The organism is Pseudomonas sp. MDV22-iso1 (genome assembly GCF_058145095.1).
The window spans coordinates 18,891-34,447 of sequence record NZ_JBYVMF010000009.1 but is presented as its reverse complement, the minus strand read 5'-3'; the positions used below and the strand labels follow the sequence as shown (position 1 = coordinate 34,447).

The window sequence follows — 15,557 nt, the reverse complement described above, 5'->3', positions numbered from 1 at the left end:
TAGTCGCAACAAGGTTCACGTCACTATCTGGAATTAGGCGAAGCGTTCGGCGGTAATTATTTATGGGTGAGTGCGGCGGGGTATTACCGGTAAATACCGTCTTTGCCATGAGCCGCTGTCGCACGGTTTCCACGCACGCTGATCATCAGTTTGATATCAATCCAGTCGATACCCTGTCCTTTGAGTTTCGGCAACTCACGCTCCAGTACCGCCAGCGTCTGCGGATACGGATGCCCGATCATCACTGCCGAACCCTGTTTACGCGCCAGGCTGATGGCCGTCTGTAACTGGGTGAAGATCGCCGCTTCAGTGCGCTCGTCATCCAGAAAAACGTCCCGGGATACGCTTGCCAATCCAATCTTCTGCGCCTCGGCAGCCGCTACTGTCTGCGCGCTGGTACGGCTGTCGACGAAGAATTTGTGCTTGCGCTGCAAGTGCGCCATCAACCAGGCCATTGCAGCCGGTTGCGAGGTCATGCGGCTGCCCATGTGGTTGTTGATGCCTGCGGTGTAGGGGACCATTTTGAATGCCGCGTTCAGGCGTTTTTCCAGCTCGTCGAGAGGTAAGTCAGGGTGCCAGGCGAACGGGCCGGTAGCCGGGTCCATAGGCATGTGCAGGATGACTATCTTGCCGGCGCGATGGGCTTCGCGGGCGAATTCAGTGGCGTGGGGCGTATCAGGCATGATCGCAGCCGTGACCGGGCCGGGCAGGGCGAGCACGCGGCGATCCCGAGGCAGGTTCTGTCCCAGGTCATCGATGATCAGGCTCAGGTAGGCCTTTTGCGGAGCCGGCTTGGCGGGCGTTGCGTGCGCAACACCCATCAGACAGCACAGCAGGCCGAGGGCTAACCGCAGGCGCATCTCAGCGGCCGGAGGTGATGCTCAGCCCTTTAAGCAGGCTCAGCGCCTGGGCCAATTGGTAATCGTCGTCCTGCGGCATTACCTTGGGTTTGGCGCCCGAGCCGGTCGGCTTGTCTTCGCCGCCATTGCCATTACCCAGATGCCCTTGCAGATCGGCTTCCTTGAAGTACTCGCCATCCTGCTCGCTGGTGATCTTGGCCTTGCGCACTTCGATGTCCGGGACGATGCCCTGGGCCTGGATCGAGCGGCCATTCGGCGTGTAATACAGCGCAGTGGTGATCTTCAGTGCGCGGTCGTTGTTCAGTGGCAGTACGGTTTGGACCGAGCCCTTACCGAAGCTAGTGGTGCCCATGACCACTGCGCGTTTCTGATCCTGCAAGGCGCCGGCGACAATTTCCGAGGCTGAGGCGCTGCCGCCGTTGATCAACACGACCATTGGCACCGCTTCGCTTTCATCCTTTCCAGTGGCCGAGAAGCGCAATTCGGAGTTGGCGATGCGACCCTTGGTGTAGACGATCAAGCCCTTGGTGATGAAGTGGTCGACCACTTCCACCGCTGCTTGCAGCACGCCGCCCGGATTGTTGCGCAGGTCAAGGATGACACCTTTGAGTTTCTTGCCATTGTCCTTGCGCAGCTTGGCCAGGGCCTTGGAGACCTCTTCGCCGGTCTTGACCTGGAACTGAGTGATGCGGATATAGCCGTAGCCCGACTCGAGCAACTGAGCCTTCACGCTCTTCACCTGGATGATGGCGCGTGCGAGGGTCACGTCAAACGGTGTGCCGCCGTCACGTACCAGGGTCAGGGTGATTTTCTGACCGATCTTGCCGCGCATCTTGTCCACGGCTTCAGTCATGCTCTGGCCGCGAGTCGGTTGGCCGTTGATCTTGACGATGAAGTCGCCCGCCTGAATGCCGGCCTTGGACGCCGGGGTGTCATCGATTGGCGATACCACCTTGATGAAACCGTCTTCGGCGCCCACTTCGATACCCAGGCCACCAAACTCGCCGCTGGTGCTTTCCTGCAACTCCGCGAAATCTTCCGGGCCAAGGTAGGCAGAGTGCGGGTCGAGGTTGCTGAGCATGCCTTTGATGGCATTTTCCAGCAGGGTCTTGTCGTCTACCGGTTCGACATATGCGGCTTTGATCCGGTCCATGACCTCGGCAAATGTGCGCAACTCTTCCAGAGGCAATGGTGCCTTGGTGGTCGCAGCAGTGCCCGCAGGTGCAACCGCTGGCGCAGGTTGAGCGGCGAACGCCAGAGGCGCGCCGATCACCAGAGCGATCGTCAGGGCCAGCGAGGTAAGGCGGGACAGATGCAGCATGTCGAACGAACTCCTGAATTAGGTAAGGCGCTTATCCTTGCGCGCGACACCATTGTGCCGGATCACTCGGGTGACCCTGCTGACGAATTGCGAAATACAGCGCTGGTGTGTCCTGCCCGCCACTGCTACCGACAGTGGAGATGGACTCACCGGCTTTAACCACATCACCCGCAGACTTCAACAGCGTCTGGTTGTGACCATAAAGACTCAAGAAACCGTTGCCGTGATCGAGAATCACCAGCAGGCCGGCACCACGCAACCAGTCGGCAAACACCACGCGGCCGCCGTGAACGGCATGTACCTGACTGCCGGCGGACGCACTGATCATCACGCCGTCCCATTTGGTACGAGCGTCGTCGCCACGGGATTCGCCAAATCGCGCCAGCAGTCGACCATCAACAGGCCAAGGAAGTTTTCCCCGAGTTGAAGCAAACGCGCCACCGAAGGTCTCGCCTGAACTTGAAACAAGGGCGCCGGGTGTCGATTTGACAGGTTTGCGTGGGGCGTCGGTCGTATCGGCCGCGTCTGCTGATGCCTGGGCCTCACGTAAACGCTTTTTTTCGGCTTCCTGCTGGGCGATCAGCGCTTTTTGCCGCGCTTCTTCTGCCTCACGGGCCTGGCGGGCCAAGGTTTCTTCAATGGTTTTAAGGACTTTAGACAGGTCTGCCTGATCCTGCTCGCGGGACGCCAGTTTTTGATCGCGAGCCTTTACGTCTTCATTGAGCTTGGCCAAGGCTTGCTGACGCTCTTTGCGGACCTTGTCGAGTTCGTCGCGCTGACTGTCGAGGCTACTTTTCTGAACGAGTAACTGCGCCTGCTGCATGTCGATGTCTTTTTCGACATTGGCCAGTTGGCGCAGGGTTTCGTTGAAATTTTTCAGCTGTTCCAGGCGGGCCTGGCTCAGGTAGTCGTAATAGGTGAGGGTACGGGCGAATTTTTCCGGATTCTGCTGGTTGAGCAGCAATTTCAGATACTCCTGACGACCGTTCTGATAGGCCGCACGGGCCTGAATGGCGATCAGTCGTTGCTGTTCAGTGCGCGCGCTCTGGAGTTTTTTTTTCTCCGCATCGAGTCGTTGCAGCTCGGATTCGCTTTTCTTCAGCTCTTTTTGCAGGGCATCGACCTGCTTTTCGAGCTTGCCCATCTCGGTTTCGGTGCCCTTCAGGTCTTTTTGCACACCGGACCTTTCTTCCTGAATCTTGCCCAGCAGTTTCTTCAGCTCGGCAATGTCCTGACGCGTGGCGTCCAACTGTTGTTGGGTTTGCGCGCGCTCGTCAGCGAAGGCCGGTTGGAGCAGGCAAGTCAGAGCAAGGGCTATCAGGACGCGAAGCATAGAGGCGGGCGACACCAGGGAAAGGGACGGCCTAGTATGCCCGCCAAGCGCCGCAAAAAAAACGCCCAATTGGGGTTGTGTGATAACCGGGCTGGCAAGTGGGTGTGATTAATCTTTGAAACCACCACAAACCACTGTGGGAGCGGGCTTGCCCGCGATGGCGTCTTAACATTCAACAGTGATGTTGGCTGTCAGATTGCTATCGCTGGCGAGCCCGCTCCCACAGGGTTTGGTGGTGATTTGACGGGCGGGTTACACGAGGATCGAAGTACCCGTCATTTCTTCCGGTTTTTCCATCCCCAGCAGCATCAGCATGGTCGGCGCCACATCCGCCAGCACGCCGCCGTTGCGCACCTTGAAGTCACGCTTGCCGACATAAATGAACGGCACAGGCTCGGTGGTGTGGGCGGTGTGAGCCTGGCCGGTGGATTCGTCAGCCATTTGCTCGACGTTGCCATGGTCAGCCGTGATCAGCGCTTCGCCGCCAACCTTGTCCAGCGCGTCGACGATACGGCCGACACACAGGTCCAGGCATTCAACGGCTTTGACCGCCGCATCGAACACGCCGCTGTGGCCGACCATGTCGCCGTTGGCGTAGTTGACCACGATCACGTCGTAACGCTGGTTTTCGATAGCGTCGACGATGCGATCGGTCACTTCCGGGGCGCTCATCTCGGGCTGCAAGTCATAGGTGGCGACTTTTGGCGACGGGATCAGGATACGTTCTTCGCCCGGGAACGGTTCTTCGCGACCGCCGGAGAAGAAGAAGGTGACGTGGGCGTATTTCTCGGTTTCAGCGATGCGCAGCTGGGTTTTGCCGTTTTTCGCCAGGTAGTCGCCCAACACGTTTTCCAGGCTGCCGGCGGCAAACGCCGAGGGGGCAGGAATGCTGGCGGCGTATTGGGTCAGCATTACAAAGCCGGCCAGTTTCGGCTGGCGGGCGCGTTCGAATTCCTTGAAATCGTCTTCGACGAACACGCGAGTCAGTTCACGGGCGCGGTCGGCACGGAAGTTCATGAATACGACGGCATCGCCGTCTTCGACTTTGACCGGCTCGCCGATGGAGGTGGCTTTAACGAATTCATCGCTCTCGCCACGGTCGTAGGCTGCTTGCAGACCTTCCTGAGCAGTGGCAGCGTTGAATTCGCCGTTGCCGTCGACAATCAGGTTGTAAGCCTGCGATACACGGTCCCAACGATTATCGCGGTCCATGGCGAAATAACGGCCAACAATGCTGGCGATCCGGCCTTTACCGAGAGCCTCGAACGTTGCATCGAGCAGTTCAATAGACGACTGAGCGCTTTTTGGCGGGGTGTCGCGACCGTCGAGGAAGGCGTGGAGGTAGATTTTTTCGGCGCCGCGTTTGAAGGCCAGTTCAGCCATGGCAACCAGGTGATCCTGATGGCTGTGAACGCCGCCATCGGACAGCAGGCCCATGAAGTGCACGGCTTTGCCGGCAGCGACTGCTTTATCCACGGCGGCGCAAATGGTCGGGTTCTCGAAGAATTCGCCATCACGGATCGATTTGGTGACGCGCGTGAAATCCTGATACACCACGCGGCCGGCACCAAGGTTCATGTGACCGACTTCTGAATTGCCCATCTGGCCATCCGGCAGACCGACATCCATGCCGCTGCCCGAGATCAGGCCGTTTGGCACGGTGGCAGTCAAACGGTCCAGTACGGGCTTCTTGGCCGCGAACACGGCGTTGGATTCAGGGCTGTCGCTGTGACCGAAGCCGTCGAGAATAATCAGGACCAAAGGTTTAGGCGTGGTAGTCATGGATTCCACTCGTGGCTGAGTTAAAAGAGGGCGATGGAAAAGGGAGTAGGAGTTTAAAGCTAAGTTCCGGCTGCGTCACCGCCGGACGGGGTTTGGCCCACCATAGGGGCTGTGTATACTGGCCGACATTTTAACGCCCTGGAACCTCCTTCAATGGTTGATCACCTGATTGCATTTGCCACCACCCACTATCTGCTCGTCGGTATCTTCGCCGTTCTGCTGGCTCTGCTGATCGCCCATGAGATGAAAGGCGGCGGCCGTAGCCTGAGCACCGGTGAACTGACCGGGCTGGTCAACAAGGACGAGGGCGTGGTGATCGATATTCGTCCGACCAAGGACTTCGCCGCCGGTCACATTGTTGGCGCGTTGAACATTCCTCACGACAAGCTGACCGCTCGCGTCGGTGAGTTGGAGAAGCACAAGTCCAAGACCATCATCCTGGTTGACGCCATGGGCCAGACCGCTGGCACTCACGCTCGCGAATTGATGAAATCGGGCTTCACTGCGGCCAAGCTGTCCGGCGGGATTTCCAGCTGGAAAGGCGACAACCTGCCGCTGGTGAAGTGATATGAGCAACGTCGTCGTCTATTCCAGCGATTACTGCCCTTACTGCTCGCGAGCCAAGTACCTGCTCGAGAACAAAGGCGTGGCCTTCGAAGAGATCAAGGTCGATGGCAAGCCGCAGGTGCGTGCCGCCATGGCCCAGAAAGCCGGGCGTACGTCCGTGCCGCAAATCTGGATCGGTGAGCGCCACATTGGTGGCTGTGATGATTTGTTTGCCCTGGAGCGCGCCGGCAAGCTCGACGCGATGCTCAAGGCCTAATTCCTTCCCTATAAGACCCAAGATCAGAAAGGATCTGAGATGACTGACCAACAGAACACAGCAGCTAGCGAAGAAGACACCTCGCCGCAATTCTCTTTGCAGCGCATCTACGTACGTGACTTGTCTTTCGAAGCCCCGAAAAGCCCTGCGATCTTCCGCCAGCAGTGGGAACCGAGCGTTGGCCTGGATCTGAATACCCGTCAAAAGGCTTTGGAAGCTGACTTCCACGAAGTGGTGCTGACCCTGTCGGTGACCGTGAAGAACGGCGAAAACGGCGAAGTGGCGTTCATCGCTGAAGTGCAACAGGCCGGGATCTTCCTGATCAAGAACCTGGACGACGCTTCGATGAGCCATACCCTGGGCGCGTTCTGCCCGAACATCCTGTTCCCGTACGCTCGCGAAACCCTGGATAGCCTGGTTACCCGTGGTTCGTTCCCTGCTCTGATGCTGGCTCCAGTGAACTTCGACGCGCTGTACGCACAAGAACTGCAACGCATGCAGGCGGCTGGCGAAACTCCGACCGTTCAATAAGCAGCGCTGTTGAAAATCGCGGGCAAGCCCGCTCCCACAGGATCGTGCAAAACCTGTGGGAGCGGGCTTGCCCGCGATTGTTTCTGTCAGACGAAAAAGATCTTCGGGTTATTTGAAGCCGTTTTGCCGCCACGCTTCGTAAACCGCTACCGCCACGGTGTTCGACAGGTTCAGGCTGCGGCAGCCTTCGCGCATCGGTAGCCGCAGGCGTTGCTCGCCGGGCAGGGCGTCCAGTACGTCAGCGGGTAGGCCGCGGCTTTCCGGACCGAAGAGGAACGCATCGCCTTCTGCAAAGCTGGCATCGTGGAACGGCCGCGAGCCCTTGGTGGTAAAGGCGAACAGGCGTGGGTGGCCAAGGCTTTCCAGGCAACTGGCAAGGTCGGCGTGGCGTTGCAGGGTGGCGTATTCGTGATAGTCGAGGCCGGCCCTGCGCAGGCGCTTGTCGTCCATCTCGAAACCCAGCGGTTCGATCAAATGCAGGTGGCAGCCACTGTTGGCGCACAGCCTGATAACGTTGCCGGTATTCGGCGGAATTTCTGGTTGGAAAAGGATGACGTGAAACATGCACGGCTCCGAAGGTAAAGATGACCGGCATTCTACGCCGCAAGCGGACAAGCGTTCGAAACTATTCCCACGGGTGATGGGTTCGCTGGCGATTGTCGGGGTTATGGTGGGATTGATGATCGGTCGCCTGACCACGCCGGATCCCAGCACTTTGCAGCAGGTCGACGTGACGAGCGATGGCCTGGTGCTGTGGTTCAACAACGAACCCAAGGTCCATGGCGAGATCGTGGACGGCAGTGTGGCGCTGTTGTTCAGTGCCGAAGGCAAGGCGCAGAACGGTCAGCTCAAGCTCAACGACAAAGGCGTGAACTGGCGTGTACGTTTGAGTGATGGGGGGTTGTTGCTGACGGTGGTGGCGGCCCGACCGCTTCAGGGCGACTGGGCCGGTAGCGAGGTCGACGACCGCTGGCGACTGGAGATCCATCTCCGAGAGCAATAAAAGAGGGAATCCCCGGCCTGCCTGTACCAAGGTCCCCAAAACGGGAGGGATCACGCGTTGCCTCGTGAACCCGGTGTAAAGAAGGAACCCCTGACCTGCCTGTATCAAGGGCCCCAAAACTGCGTGGCTCGTCGCAAGTGCGGTATGAGCCCGGTGTAAAGAGGGGAATCCCCGGCCTGCCTGTACCAAGGTCCCCGAAACTGGGTAGTGAATCGAATCACTGAAGGGACTATTGCAGGGGGCGTGCCAGCTTTTAACAAGTTGAAACAGAAAGTCGTCGTTGAATGCTGAAAGCCCCGTATTGCGGGGCTTTCGTGTTTTTTCGGTGAGTGTTCGATTGCGAAAAAAGGTGGGATTTGAAGGCAGTGTTTGTGCGCGATTGCGGTTCACGGTGCCTTCAGTCGGTGCACCGAACCCCCAAAAGCATCGCGGGCAAGCCCGCTCCCACAGTATTCAGCGGTGTACACAAAATTGTGAAAGCACCAAAGATCACGGTGGGAGCGGGCTTGCCCGCGAATGGATCTAACGATCAGCGAAGATATACAGGCTGATTAGCCCTCTTCCCCTTCGTCATCATCCCCACCATCAACTTTCATCCCCAGTTCCTTGATCTTGCGAGTCAGGGTATTTCGTCCCCAGCCCAACAAAACCGCAGCATCGCGGCGACGGCCAGCGGTGTGTTTCAGGGCGGTTTCAATCATGATTCGCTCAAAGGCCGGCACGGCGCTGTCAAGCAAGCTCGACTGACCGCGAGCCAGCGCCTGGTCTGCCCACTGGCGCAATGCTTGTTCCCAGTTGGTGACCGGCGCCGAATCCTGCGGCAGGTTCAGCAACTCTGGTGGCAAGTCGCTGATGTGCACTTCACGGCCGGAAGCCATCACCGTGATCCAGCGGCAGGTATTCTCCAGCTGGCGCACGTTGCCGCCCCACGGCAGGTTCTTCAGGTATTCCTCGGTTTCACTTTTCAGCAGCTTCGGCTCAACCGCGAGTTCTTGCGCGGCGCGGCTGAGGAAGTGTTTGGCAAGGGTCGGGATGTCTTCGCGACGGTCCGACAGGCGCGGGATGTGAATGCGGATCACGTTGAGGCGATGGAACAAGTCCTCACGGAATTTCCCCGCGTGCACCAAAGTTTCGAGGTTCTGGTGCGTCGCGGCGATGATTCGCACATCCACCTTGACCGGCGTATGACCGCCAACGCGGTAGAACTCGCCGTCCGCCAGCACGCGCAGCAAGCGGGTTTGCGTATCTGCCGGCATGTCGCCGATTTCGTCGAGGAACAACGTGCCGCCATCAGCCTGTTCAAAACGCCCGCGACGAAGGTTGGCTGCGCCGGTAAACGCGCCCTTCTCGTGACCGAACAGCTCGGATTCCATCAAGTCTTTCGGAATTGCCGCCATGTTCAGCGCAATAAATGGCGACGCCGCGCGAGGGCTGTGGCGGTGCAGGGCATGCGCCACCAGCTCTTTGCCAGTCCCGGATTCACCATTGATCAACACGGTGATGTTGGAGTGGCTCAAGCGCCCGATGGCGCGAAACACTTCCTGCATCGCCGGCGCTTCGCCGATGATTTCCGGGGTGCGGGTCAGGGCGACTGGCACTTCCAGGCCTTGCTGTTCCTGAGCATGCTGGTTGGCGCGCTTGACCAGGGACACGGCTTCGTCGACGTCGAACGGCTTGGGCAGGTATTCGAATGCGCCGCCCTGATAGGACGCGACAGCGCTGTCCAGGTCGGAATGCGCGGTCATGATGATGACCGGCAGCCGTGGGTGTTGCTCGCGAATCCGCGCCAGGAGGTCCAGACCGCTGGCGCCCGGCATGCGGATGTCGGAGATGATCACGTCCGGCTGCTGGCGCGCCAGGCGGCTCATCACGCCATCGGCGCTGTCGAAGCTTTGCGTGGTCATGCCTTCCTGTTGCAAGGCTTTTTCCAGAACCCAACGGATTGATCGGTCGTCATCGACGATCCACACGGTTTCACTACGGCTCATGTCGATGTGGCTCCTTGTTCCAGTGGCAGAAAGATCGAGAAGGTGGTGTGGCCTGGATGGCTGTCACATTCGATCAGGCCCTGGTGCTGGCTGATGATGTTCTGGGTAATGGCCAGGCCCAGCCCGGTACCGTCCGGACGGCCGCTGACCATGGGAAAGAAGATGGTTTCCTGCAGTTCCGCTGGAATACCGGGACCGTTGTCGATGATTTCGATCTTGGTCACCAGTCGATGGCGCACATGGCCGATGGTGAACTGGCGCATGGCGCGCGTACGCAGGCTGATGCGGCCCAGGCGCAGCTCGTTCTGGCTGCTGATGGCCTGCATCGCGTTGCGCACGATGTTCAACACCGCCTGAATCATCTGTTCGCGGTCGATCAGGACGTCCGGAATGCTTGGGTCGTAATCGCGCACCAAGGTAATGCAACCCTGGCTTTCGGCCTCGACCAGGTGGCAGACGCGCTCCAGCACTTCGTGGATGTTGCACATGGCCAGTGACGGCAGCTTGTTGGAGCCGAGCATGCGATCGACGAGGTTACGCAGGCGATCGGCTTCTTCGATGATCACGTTGGTGTAATCGCGCAGGCTTTCTTCCGGCAGTTCACGGGCGAGCAATTGCGCCGCACCACGAATCCCGCCGAGCGGATTCTTGATTTCATGAGCGAGGCCGCGCACCAGCATCTTGCTGGTTTCCTGCTTCGACAGCTGCGCCTCTTCCTTGGTGATCCGCAGCAAGCGATCACGGGGATGGACTTCCAGCAGCAGCATGGTGGCGCCGTTGGCCAGGATCGGAGTCACCGCGTAGTCGACGGTCAGCGTCTGGCCGGTGAGGGCAGTAAGCATCGCTTCGCGCTTGGTGAACGGATGGGCCTGCTCGACTGCCTGGCGCAGAGAATTCAGTGCTTCGGTGGACTCGGTGAACAACTCGCTGATGAACTGTCCATGGCTACGCTGGCCGCTGATGGCCAGCAGCATTTCAGCCGCCGGGTTCATGTACTCGAGGCGCAGTTCGGCGTCGAGCAGGATGGTGGCGGTGGTGAGGTTGTCGAGTAGCAATCGATGCAGTGCGTCGCTAATGGTCATCAGGACCTCTTTTGGAGCAGGGCGCGCGCATGAATAAAGCGCTGATGCGGGGAAAATGCAAAAACCAAACCAAGGCTCCGAAAAGAAGCGTTTAAGGCCTGAAACGGGCGTTTGACGCTCATTTACGTGGCGTTCTGCCAGCTATCACGGGTACTTTCGAACCAAAATGGGATGGGAGTTGGGAACGACGGCGCAATTCGCACCAATACAGTGCGCAATCGTAAGTGACAATTAAAAGAAGCGCAGGAAGGGATTTTTTTCCTCTTCGGGTTTTTCTTTGAGCGGGCATTCGGGTCGCTGACCGTAATCGGTCAGCACGCAGGGTTTGACCTGGCGTTTTTGCGCGAGGGAAATACGCAGCATGTGGAAGGGCTGGTTGGCAGTGCGCTCGACGGTGCGGCCCTGCTCGTCAATGATTTCCACCGACAGGTTGTGGGAGCCGCGGTCGAGGTTGTTCAGGGCAAACACCGGGCTCCGTCCGGGTTCGGACGTGGGCTGGCCGTCCACCAGCAGGCGATAGCGGTGACCTCGTTGCAGGCCGGGTTCGCTGGTGACGCTGACAATCAGTTCACCGGCGCTGCTGCGGACCGTGGCGTCGGGTTCCGGTATCAGCACTCTCAGCATGTCGTAATGAAACGGCGGTGGTGTTGCCGTTTTCTTCCCGGCAATGACGGGTGCTGCGCCGGTCGGGTTGGCGGACATCCGATTGCTCGGCGCCATCGGCACACGTTTGGCGTTGCCCGTGCCGGGTTGATCGGTGAAGACCCGATTGCCCTGGGCGTCGGTATAGGTGAAGACCTCGGCTGCCACGGGCAGCGCGATCAGGCAGGCCAGCAGCAGCCACGCCCTCACGGTTTATGGACCCGTTGCACAGTGAAGGTGATGGTCGGGCTTTGCTGAATGATGCTTTCTCCGTCGATAACCTGAACGGCGAGGCTGTGTTCACCGCGGTCGATGTTGACCAGTTGCAGGATCGGTACGTTGCTCGGCTGGCCGTAAGGTTGATCATCCAGCAACAGCCTGAACAGATGAGGTCCTTGCAGGCGAGGTTTGATCTGCACATTGACCGTGAACGTGCCGTTGTTGGCGCGCAGGGCTTCGGTGGTGGGCAAGTTGGTCAGCTCAAGCACCTCATAGGCGCTCAGTGGCTGCTGACGGTTACTGGCTTCGGCAGCTGGTGCAGGAGGGGCCTGTCGCTCGACGCTGTTCAGGGGTGGCAAGTCGACGGGTTGCGCCTGCACGCCATCGGGCGGCTGATTGCTGTACGCGGTATTGCCGGCGGCGTCGGTGTACTTATAGATCTGCGCTGCGGCAGGCAGGGCGATCAGCAGCAACATCAATAGAAAACCACGACCCATAAAATCGACCAGAAACGAAAGCGTTGGGGTGCAGCATAGGTCAGGGCTGGCGGTTGACCCAAGTTGTTAACATTCGGGTGCATAAAAGCGAGTTCAAAAGATCGCAGCCTTCGGCAGCTCCTACAGGTTGTACGCGTTCCAAAGTAGGAGCTGCCGAAGGCTGCGATCTTTTGACTTTGCCCACAAAAAAGGCCTCCCGAAGGAGGCCTCTTTTTGTCACGCCGCTTGCGCAGGCGCTACCGGATCAGCAGCTGTAGTACAGCTCGTATTCCAGTGGGTGTACGAAGGTACGGACCTTGATTTCTTCTTCGCTTTTCAGGGCGATGTAAGCGTCGATGAAGTCGTCGCTGAAAACGCCGCCTTTGGTCAGGAACGCACGACCTTTGTCCAGCTCTTCCAGGGCTTCTTTCAGGCTGCCGCAAACTTGTGGGATCTCTTTCGCCTCTTCAGGCGGCAGGTCGTACAGGTTTTTGTCAGCTGCATCGCCAGGGTGGATCTTGTTCTGGATACCGTCCAGGCCAGCCATTACCAGGGCAGCGAAGGCCAGGTACGGGTTGGCTGCCGGATCCGGGAAGCGAGCTTCGATACGGCGAGCGCGAGGGCTGGACACGTAAGGAATACGGATCGAAGCGGAACGGTTACGAGCCGAGTAAGCCAGCATCACTGGCGCTTCGAAACCTGGGACCAGACGCTTGTAGGAGTTGGTCGACGGGTTGGTGAAGCCGTTCAGTGCCTTACCGTGCTTGATGATGCCGCCGATGAAGAACAGGGCGGTGTCGGACAGGCCGGCATAGCCTTCGCCAGCGAAGGTGTTCTTGCCTTCTTTAGCGATGGACAGGTGAACGTGCATACCCGAACCGTTATCGCCGTACAGAGGCTTAGGCATGAAGGTAGCAGTACGGCCGTAAGCAACAGCCACGTTGTGTACGCAATACTTCAGGGTCTGAACTTCGTCAGCCTTGGCGACCAGGGTGTTGAACTTCACACCGATTTCGTTCTGGCCAGCAGTTGCCACTTCGTGGTGGTGCACTTCGATGACCAGGCCCATTTCTTCCATGGCGTTGCACATGGAGGTACGGATTTCGTGGTCGTGGTCAAACGGTGGAACCGGGAAGTAGCCGCCTTTGATGCCTGGACGGTGGCCGTGGTTGCCGCCTTCGACGTCCTGGTCAGACATCCACGAACCTTGTTCGGAGATGATTTTGAACATCGAGCCGGAGATGTCCGACTTGAATTTCACTTGGTCGAAGATGAAGAACTCTGGCTCCGGACCAACGAAAACGGTGTCGCCGATACCGGTCGACTTCAGGTATTCCTCGGCACGCTTGGCGATCGCACGTGGGTCACGGTCGTAGCCCTGCATGGTCGACGGCTCGATGACGTCGCACACGATGATCAGCGTTGGGTCTTCGGTGAACGGATCGAGAACGGCAGTGCTGTCGTCCGGCAGCAGGATCATGTCGGAAGCTTCAATGCCTTTCCAGCCAGCGATGGAGGAACCGTCGAACATTTTGCCTTCTTCGAAGAAAGCGTCATCCAGCGCGTCGCGAGCCGGCATGGTCACGTGGTGCTGAGTGCCTTTGGTGTCCGTGAAGCGCAGATCAATCCACTTGACGTCATGATCTTTGATGAGTTGAACCGACTTCGACATAGTGTCCTCCGGGTGGCTTCGGGCTTAAGTAGTGGATGCCCTTAGAATGTGGGTGATGCCGGCGCGAATACTCTGCCAAGGCAACCTGCCTCACAAGGGAGCAAATTGCATGCCAGTGCCCCACCGTGGGTTTTTTGCCCCAAATTCACGCTTATAAAGGCTTGATAAGACGTTTACTGAAAAATATCGCCCTGTAATGTGGCGCTGCTTTCAGTAAATGACCTGTTTTGGTGCGCGCAAAACCTTCTGCACATTAACTGGTTAAACCTTGAGCAATTTCCGCTATAATCCGCGCCCCCCTTTTTCGGCTGGCCCAGCGCGCGCTGTTTTCATGAAACTAATCGTAAAAGTCTTCCCCGAGATCACCATCAAGAGCCGCCCGGTACGGATGCGTTTCATCCGCCAGTTGGCCAAAAACATCCGCACCGTGCTCCGCGACCTGGACCCGGCCGTGGTGGTGAACGGTGTGTGGGACAATCTCGAGCTTGAAACCCGCGTAGCCGAGCCCAAAGTACTGAAGGAGATGACCGAGCGCCTGAGCTGCATGCCGGGTATCGCGCATTTCCTGCAGGTCGACGAGTACCCTTTGGGCGACTTCGACGACATCGTTGCCAAGTGCAAACAGCACTTCGGTGACGCGCTGGCAGGGAAGATTTTTTCGGTGCGCTGCAAGCGTGCCGGCAAGCATGAATTCAGCTCGATGGACGTCGAGAAATACGTCGGCAGCCAACTGCGTCGTCAGTGCGGCGCTGCCGGAATCTCGCTGAAAGAGCCGGAAATCGAAGTTCGCATCGAAATTCGCGACAAACGGTTGTTCGTGATCCACAACCAGCACAACAGCATCGGCGGTTATCCGCTGGGTGCCTTGGAACAGACGCTTGTACTGATGTCCGGCGGCTTCGACTCCACCGTGGCCGCGTACCAGATCATGCGCCGCGGGCTGATGAGCCATTTCTGCTTCTTCAACCTGGGCGGAAGGGCCCATGAGCTGGGCGTGATGGAAGTCGCGCACTTCATCTGGAAGAAGTACGGAAGCTCCCAGCGCGTGTTATTTGTCAGTGTGCCGTTCGAGGAAGTACTGGGAGAAATTCTCGGGAAAGTCGATAACAGTCATATGGGTGTGGTTTTGAAGCGTATGATGTTGCGCGCTGCATCCCGAATCGCTGATCGGCTGGAGATCGAGGCGCTGGTTACCGGCGAAGCGATTTCCCAGGTGTCGAGCCAGACACTGCCGAACCTGTCCGTGATCGACTGTGTGACCGACAAGCTGGTCTTGCGTCCGCTGATCGCCAGTCACAAGCAGGACATCATTGATCTGGCCAACGAAATCGGTACCGCCGATTTCGCCAAGCACATGCCGGAATACTGCGGGGTCATCTCGGTGAACCCCAAGACCCACGCCAAGCGTCCGCGCGTGGAGCATGAAGAGAAAGAATTCGACATGGCGGTCCTTGAGCGTGCGCTCGAGAACGCCAAACTGGTACCGATCGATCGCGTAATCGACGAATTGGGCCAGGACTTGCAGATCGAAGAAGTCAGCGAGGCACTGGCGGGCCAGATCATCATCGACATCCGTCACCCGGATGCCGCTGAAGACGACCCGATGGCAATTGCTGGCATTGAGGTACAGACGATGCCGTTTTATGCATTGAACGCTCGTTTCAAGGAACTGGACCCTACTCGCCAGTACCTGCTGTATTGCGACAAAGGCGTGATGAGTCGCCTGCATGCCCACCATTTGCTCAGTGAGGGGCATGCCAATGTGCGCGTTTATCGACCGAGCTAAGAGCCCGGGGCTGTATGCCTGTGGCCTGCGTCACCGGCC

Annotated in this window: 15 protein-coding genes; 5 read left to right on the top strand and 10 right to left on the bottom strand. The window is 58.5% G+C overall.

The genetic code is table 11. The features are described 5' to 3' along the window. Window positions 1–83: 83 nt before the first annotated feature. The 4 genes from AC3ZVB_RS12490 to gpmI form a co-directional block, all read right to left on the bottom strand. Window positions 84–860, bottom strand: a complete 777-nt coding sequence (locus AC3ZVB_RS12490) for a divergent polysaccharide deacetylase family protein (protein ID WP_162436971.1) — start codon at window positions 858–860, stop codon at window positions 84–86. Between the two features lies 1 nt (window position 861). Continuing rightward, on the bottom strand, window positions 862–2,181 hold the full coding sequence (locus AC3ZVB_RS12485) for a S41 family peptidase (protein WP_162436970.1): 1,320 nt from the start codon (window positions 2,179–2,181) through the stop codon (window positions 862–864). Between the two features lie 31 nt (window positions 2,182–2,212). Then, window positions 2,213–3,514 carry a murein hydrolase activator EnvC family protein gene (locus AC3ZVB_RS12480; RefSeq protein WP_490146666.1) on the bottom strand — a complete coding sequence of 434 codons (1,302 nt, stop codon included), beginning with the start codon at window positions 3,512–3,514 and terminating at the stop codon, window positions 2,213–2,215. A gap of 252 nt (window positions 3,515–3,766) precedes the next feature. Further along, window positions 3,767–5,296 carry a 2,3-bisphosphoglycerate-independent phosphoglycerate mutase gene (gene gpmI, locus AC3ZVB_RS12475; protein ID WP_162436968.1) on the bottom strand — a complete coding sequence of 510 codons (1,530 nt, stop codon included), beginning with the start codon at window positions 5,294–5,296 and terminating at the stop codon, window positions 3,767–3,769. 153 nt (window positions 5,297–5,449) lie between these two features. On the opposite strand from gpmI, the gene AC3ZVB_RS12470 reads away from it, so the two are divergent. Genes AC3ZVB_RS12470 through secB form a run of 3 tightly spaced genes read left to right on the top strand, consistent with a single transcriptional unit; the run spans window position 5,450 to window position 6,650 of the window. Further along, complete coding sequence (locus AC3ZVB_RS12470; protein WP_162436967.1) at window positions 5,450–5,863, top strand: rhodanese-like domain-containing protein; 414 nt, start codon at window positions 5,450–5,452, stop codon at window positions 5,861–5,863. Between the two features lies 1 nt (window position 5,864). Then, complete coding sequence (gene grxC / locus AC3ZVB_RS12465; RefSeq protein WP_010464569.1) at window positions 5,865–6,119, top strand: glutaredoxin 3; 255 nt, start codon at window positions 5,865–5,867, stop codon at window positions 6,117–6,119. 39 nt (window positions 6,120–6,158) lie between these two features. Then, the gene (gene secB, locus AC3ZVB_RS12460; RefSeq protein WP_194691701.1) at window positions 6,159–6,650 is read left to right on the top strand and encodes a protein-export chaperone SecB; all 492 of its coding nucleotides are present in this window, start codon (window positions 6,159–6,161) and stop codon (window positions 6,648–6,650) included. A gap of 108 nt (window positions 6,651–6,758) precedes the next feature. On the opposite strand, the gene trmL is transcribed toward secB, so the two are convergent. Continuing rightward, a complete protein-coding gene (trmL, locus tag AC3ZVB_RS12455) occupies window positions 6,759–7,214 on the bottom strand; it encodes a tRNA (uridine(34)/cytosine(34)/5-carboxymethylaminomethyluridine(34)-2'-O)-methyltransferase TrmL (protein WP_162436965.1) in 456 nt (151 codons plus the stop codon). Between trmL and AC3ZVB_RS12450 the strand changes: the two genes are divergently transcribed. Next, entirely contained in the window at window positions 7,213–7,653 is a 441-nt protein-coding gene (locus AC3ZVB_RS12450; protein WP_194691700.1) for a hypothetical protein, read from the top strand. The genes trmL and AC3ZVB_RS12450 overlap by 2 nt on opposite strands. A 551-nt stretch (window positions 7,654–8,204) precedes the next feature. Here the strand turns inward: AC3ZVB_RS12450 and ntrC are convergent. The 5 genes from ntrC to glnA form a co-directional block, all read right to left on the bottom strand. Further along, window positions 8,205–9,641, bottom strand: coding sequence for a nitrogen regulation protein NR(I) (ntrC, locus tag AC3ZVB_RS12445; protein ID WP_054055303.1), 1,437 nt, complete (start codon window positions 9,639–9,641; stop codon window positions 8,205–8,207). Further along, window positions 9,638–10,723 (bottom strand): nitrogen regulation protein NR(II), encoded by a 1,086-nt coding sequence (gene glnL / locus AC3ZVB_RS12440; protein WP_162436963.1) that lies wholly within the window; start codon window positions 10,721–10,723, stop codon window positions 9,638–9,640. Before glnL ends, ntrC begins: the two co-directional genes overlap by 4 nt. A 231-nt stretch (window positions 10,724–10,954) precedes the next feature. Continuing rightward, a complete protein-coding gene (locus AC3ZVB_RS12435; protein ID WP_490146665.1) occupies window positions 10,955–11,575 on the bottom strand; it encodes a DUF4124 domain-containing protein in 621 nt (206 codons plus the stop codon). Continuing rightward, the gene (locus tag AC3ZVB_RS12430; protein WP_162436961.1) at window positions 11,572–12,081 is read right to left on the bottom strand and encodes a DUF4124 domain-containing protein; all 510 of its coding nucleotides are present in this window, start codon (window positions 12,079–12,081) and stop codon (window positions 11,572–11,574) included. Before AC3ZVB_RS12430 ends, AC3ZVB_RS12435 begins: the two co-directional genes overlap by 4 nt. A 244-nt stretch (window positions 12,082–12,325) precedes the next feature. Continuing rightward, a complete protein-coding gene (gene glnA, locus AC3ZVB_RS12425) occupies window positions 12,326–13,732 on the bottom strand; it encodes a type I glutamate--ammonia ligase (protein WP_162436960.1) in 1,407 nt (468 codons plus the stop codon). Between the two features lie 331 nt (window positions 13,733–14,063). On the opposite strand from glnA, the gene thiI reads away from it, so the two are divergent. Then, window positions 14,064–15,518, top strand: coding sequence for a tRNA uracil 4-sulfurtransferase ThiI (gene thiI, locus AC3ZVB_RS12420; RefSeq protein ID WP_162436959.1), 1,455 nt, complete (start codon window positions 14,064–14,066; stop codon window positions 15,516–15,518). The last annotated feature ends 39 nt before the right edge of the window (window positions 15,519–15,557 follow it).

Excerpts from the sequence above, each read along its gene's own strand:
- AC3ZVB_RS12485 (WP_162436970.1), bottom strand. The coding sequence starts at position 2,181 with ATGCTGCATCTGTCCCGCCTTACCTCGCTGGCCCTGACGATCGCTCTG.
- secB (WP_194691701.1), top strand. The coding sequence starts at position 6,159 with ATGACTGACCAACAGAACACAGCAGCTAGCGAAGAAGACACCTCGCCG.
- grxC (WP_010464569.1), top strand. The coding sequence starts at position 5,865 with ATGAGCAACGTCGTCGTCTATTCCAGCGATTACTGCCCTTACTGCTCG.
- AC3ZVB_RS12430 (WP_162436961.1), bottom strand. The coding sequence starts at position 12,081 with ATGGGTCGTGGTTTTCTATTGATGTTGCTGCTGATCGCCCTGCCTGCC.
- glnA (WP_162436960.1), bottom strand. The coding sequence starts at position 13,732 with ATGTCGAAGTCGGTTCAACTCATCAAAGATCATGACGTCAAGTGGATT.
- AC3ZVB_RS12450 (WP_194691700.1), top strand. The coding sequence starts at position 7,213 with ATGCACGGCTCCGAAGGTAAAGATGACCGGCATTCTACGCCGCAAGCG.
- AC3ZVB_RS12470 (WP_162436967.1), top strand. The coding sequence starts at position 5,450 with ATGGTTGATCACCTGATTGCATTTGCCACCACCCACTATCTGCTCGTC.
- thiI (WP_162436959.1), top strand. The coding sequence starts at position 14,064 with ATGAAACTAATCGTAAAAGTCTTCCCCGAGATCACCATCAAGAGCCGC.
- AC3ZVB_RS12480 (WP_490146666.1), bottom strand. The coding sequence starts at position 3,514 with ATGCTTCGCGTCCTGATAGCCCTTGCTCTGACTTGCCTGCTCCAACCG.
- AC3ZVB_RS12490 (WP_162436971.1), bottom strand. The coding sequence starts at position 860 with ATGCGCCTGCGGTTAGCCCTCGGCCTGCTGTGCTGTCTGATGGGTGTT.
- glnL (WP_162436963.1), bottom strand. The coding sequence starts at position 10,723 with ATGACCATTAGCGACGCACTGCATCGATTGCTACTCGACAACCTCACC.
- trmL (WP_162436965.1), bottom strand. The coding sequence starts at position 7,214 with ATGTTTCACGTCATCCTTTTCCAACCAGAAATTCCGCCGAATACCGGC.
- ntrC (WP_054055303.1), bottom strand. The coding sequence starts at position 9,641 with ATGAGCCGTAGTGAAACCGTGTGGATCGTCGATGACGACCGATCAATC.
- gpmI (WP_162436968.1), bottom strand. The coding sequence starts at position 5,296 with ATGACTACCACGCCTAAACCTTTGGTCCTGATTATTCTCGACGGCTTC.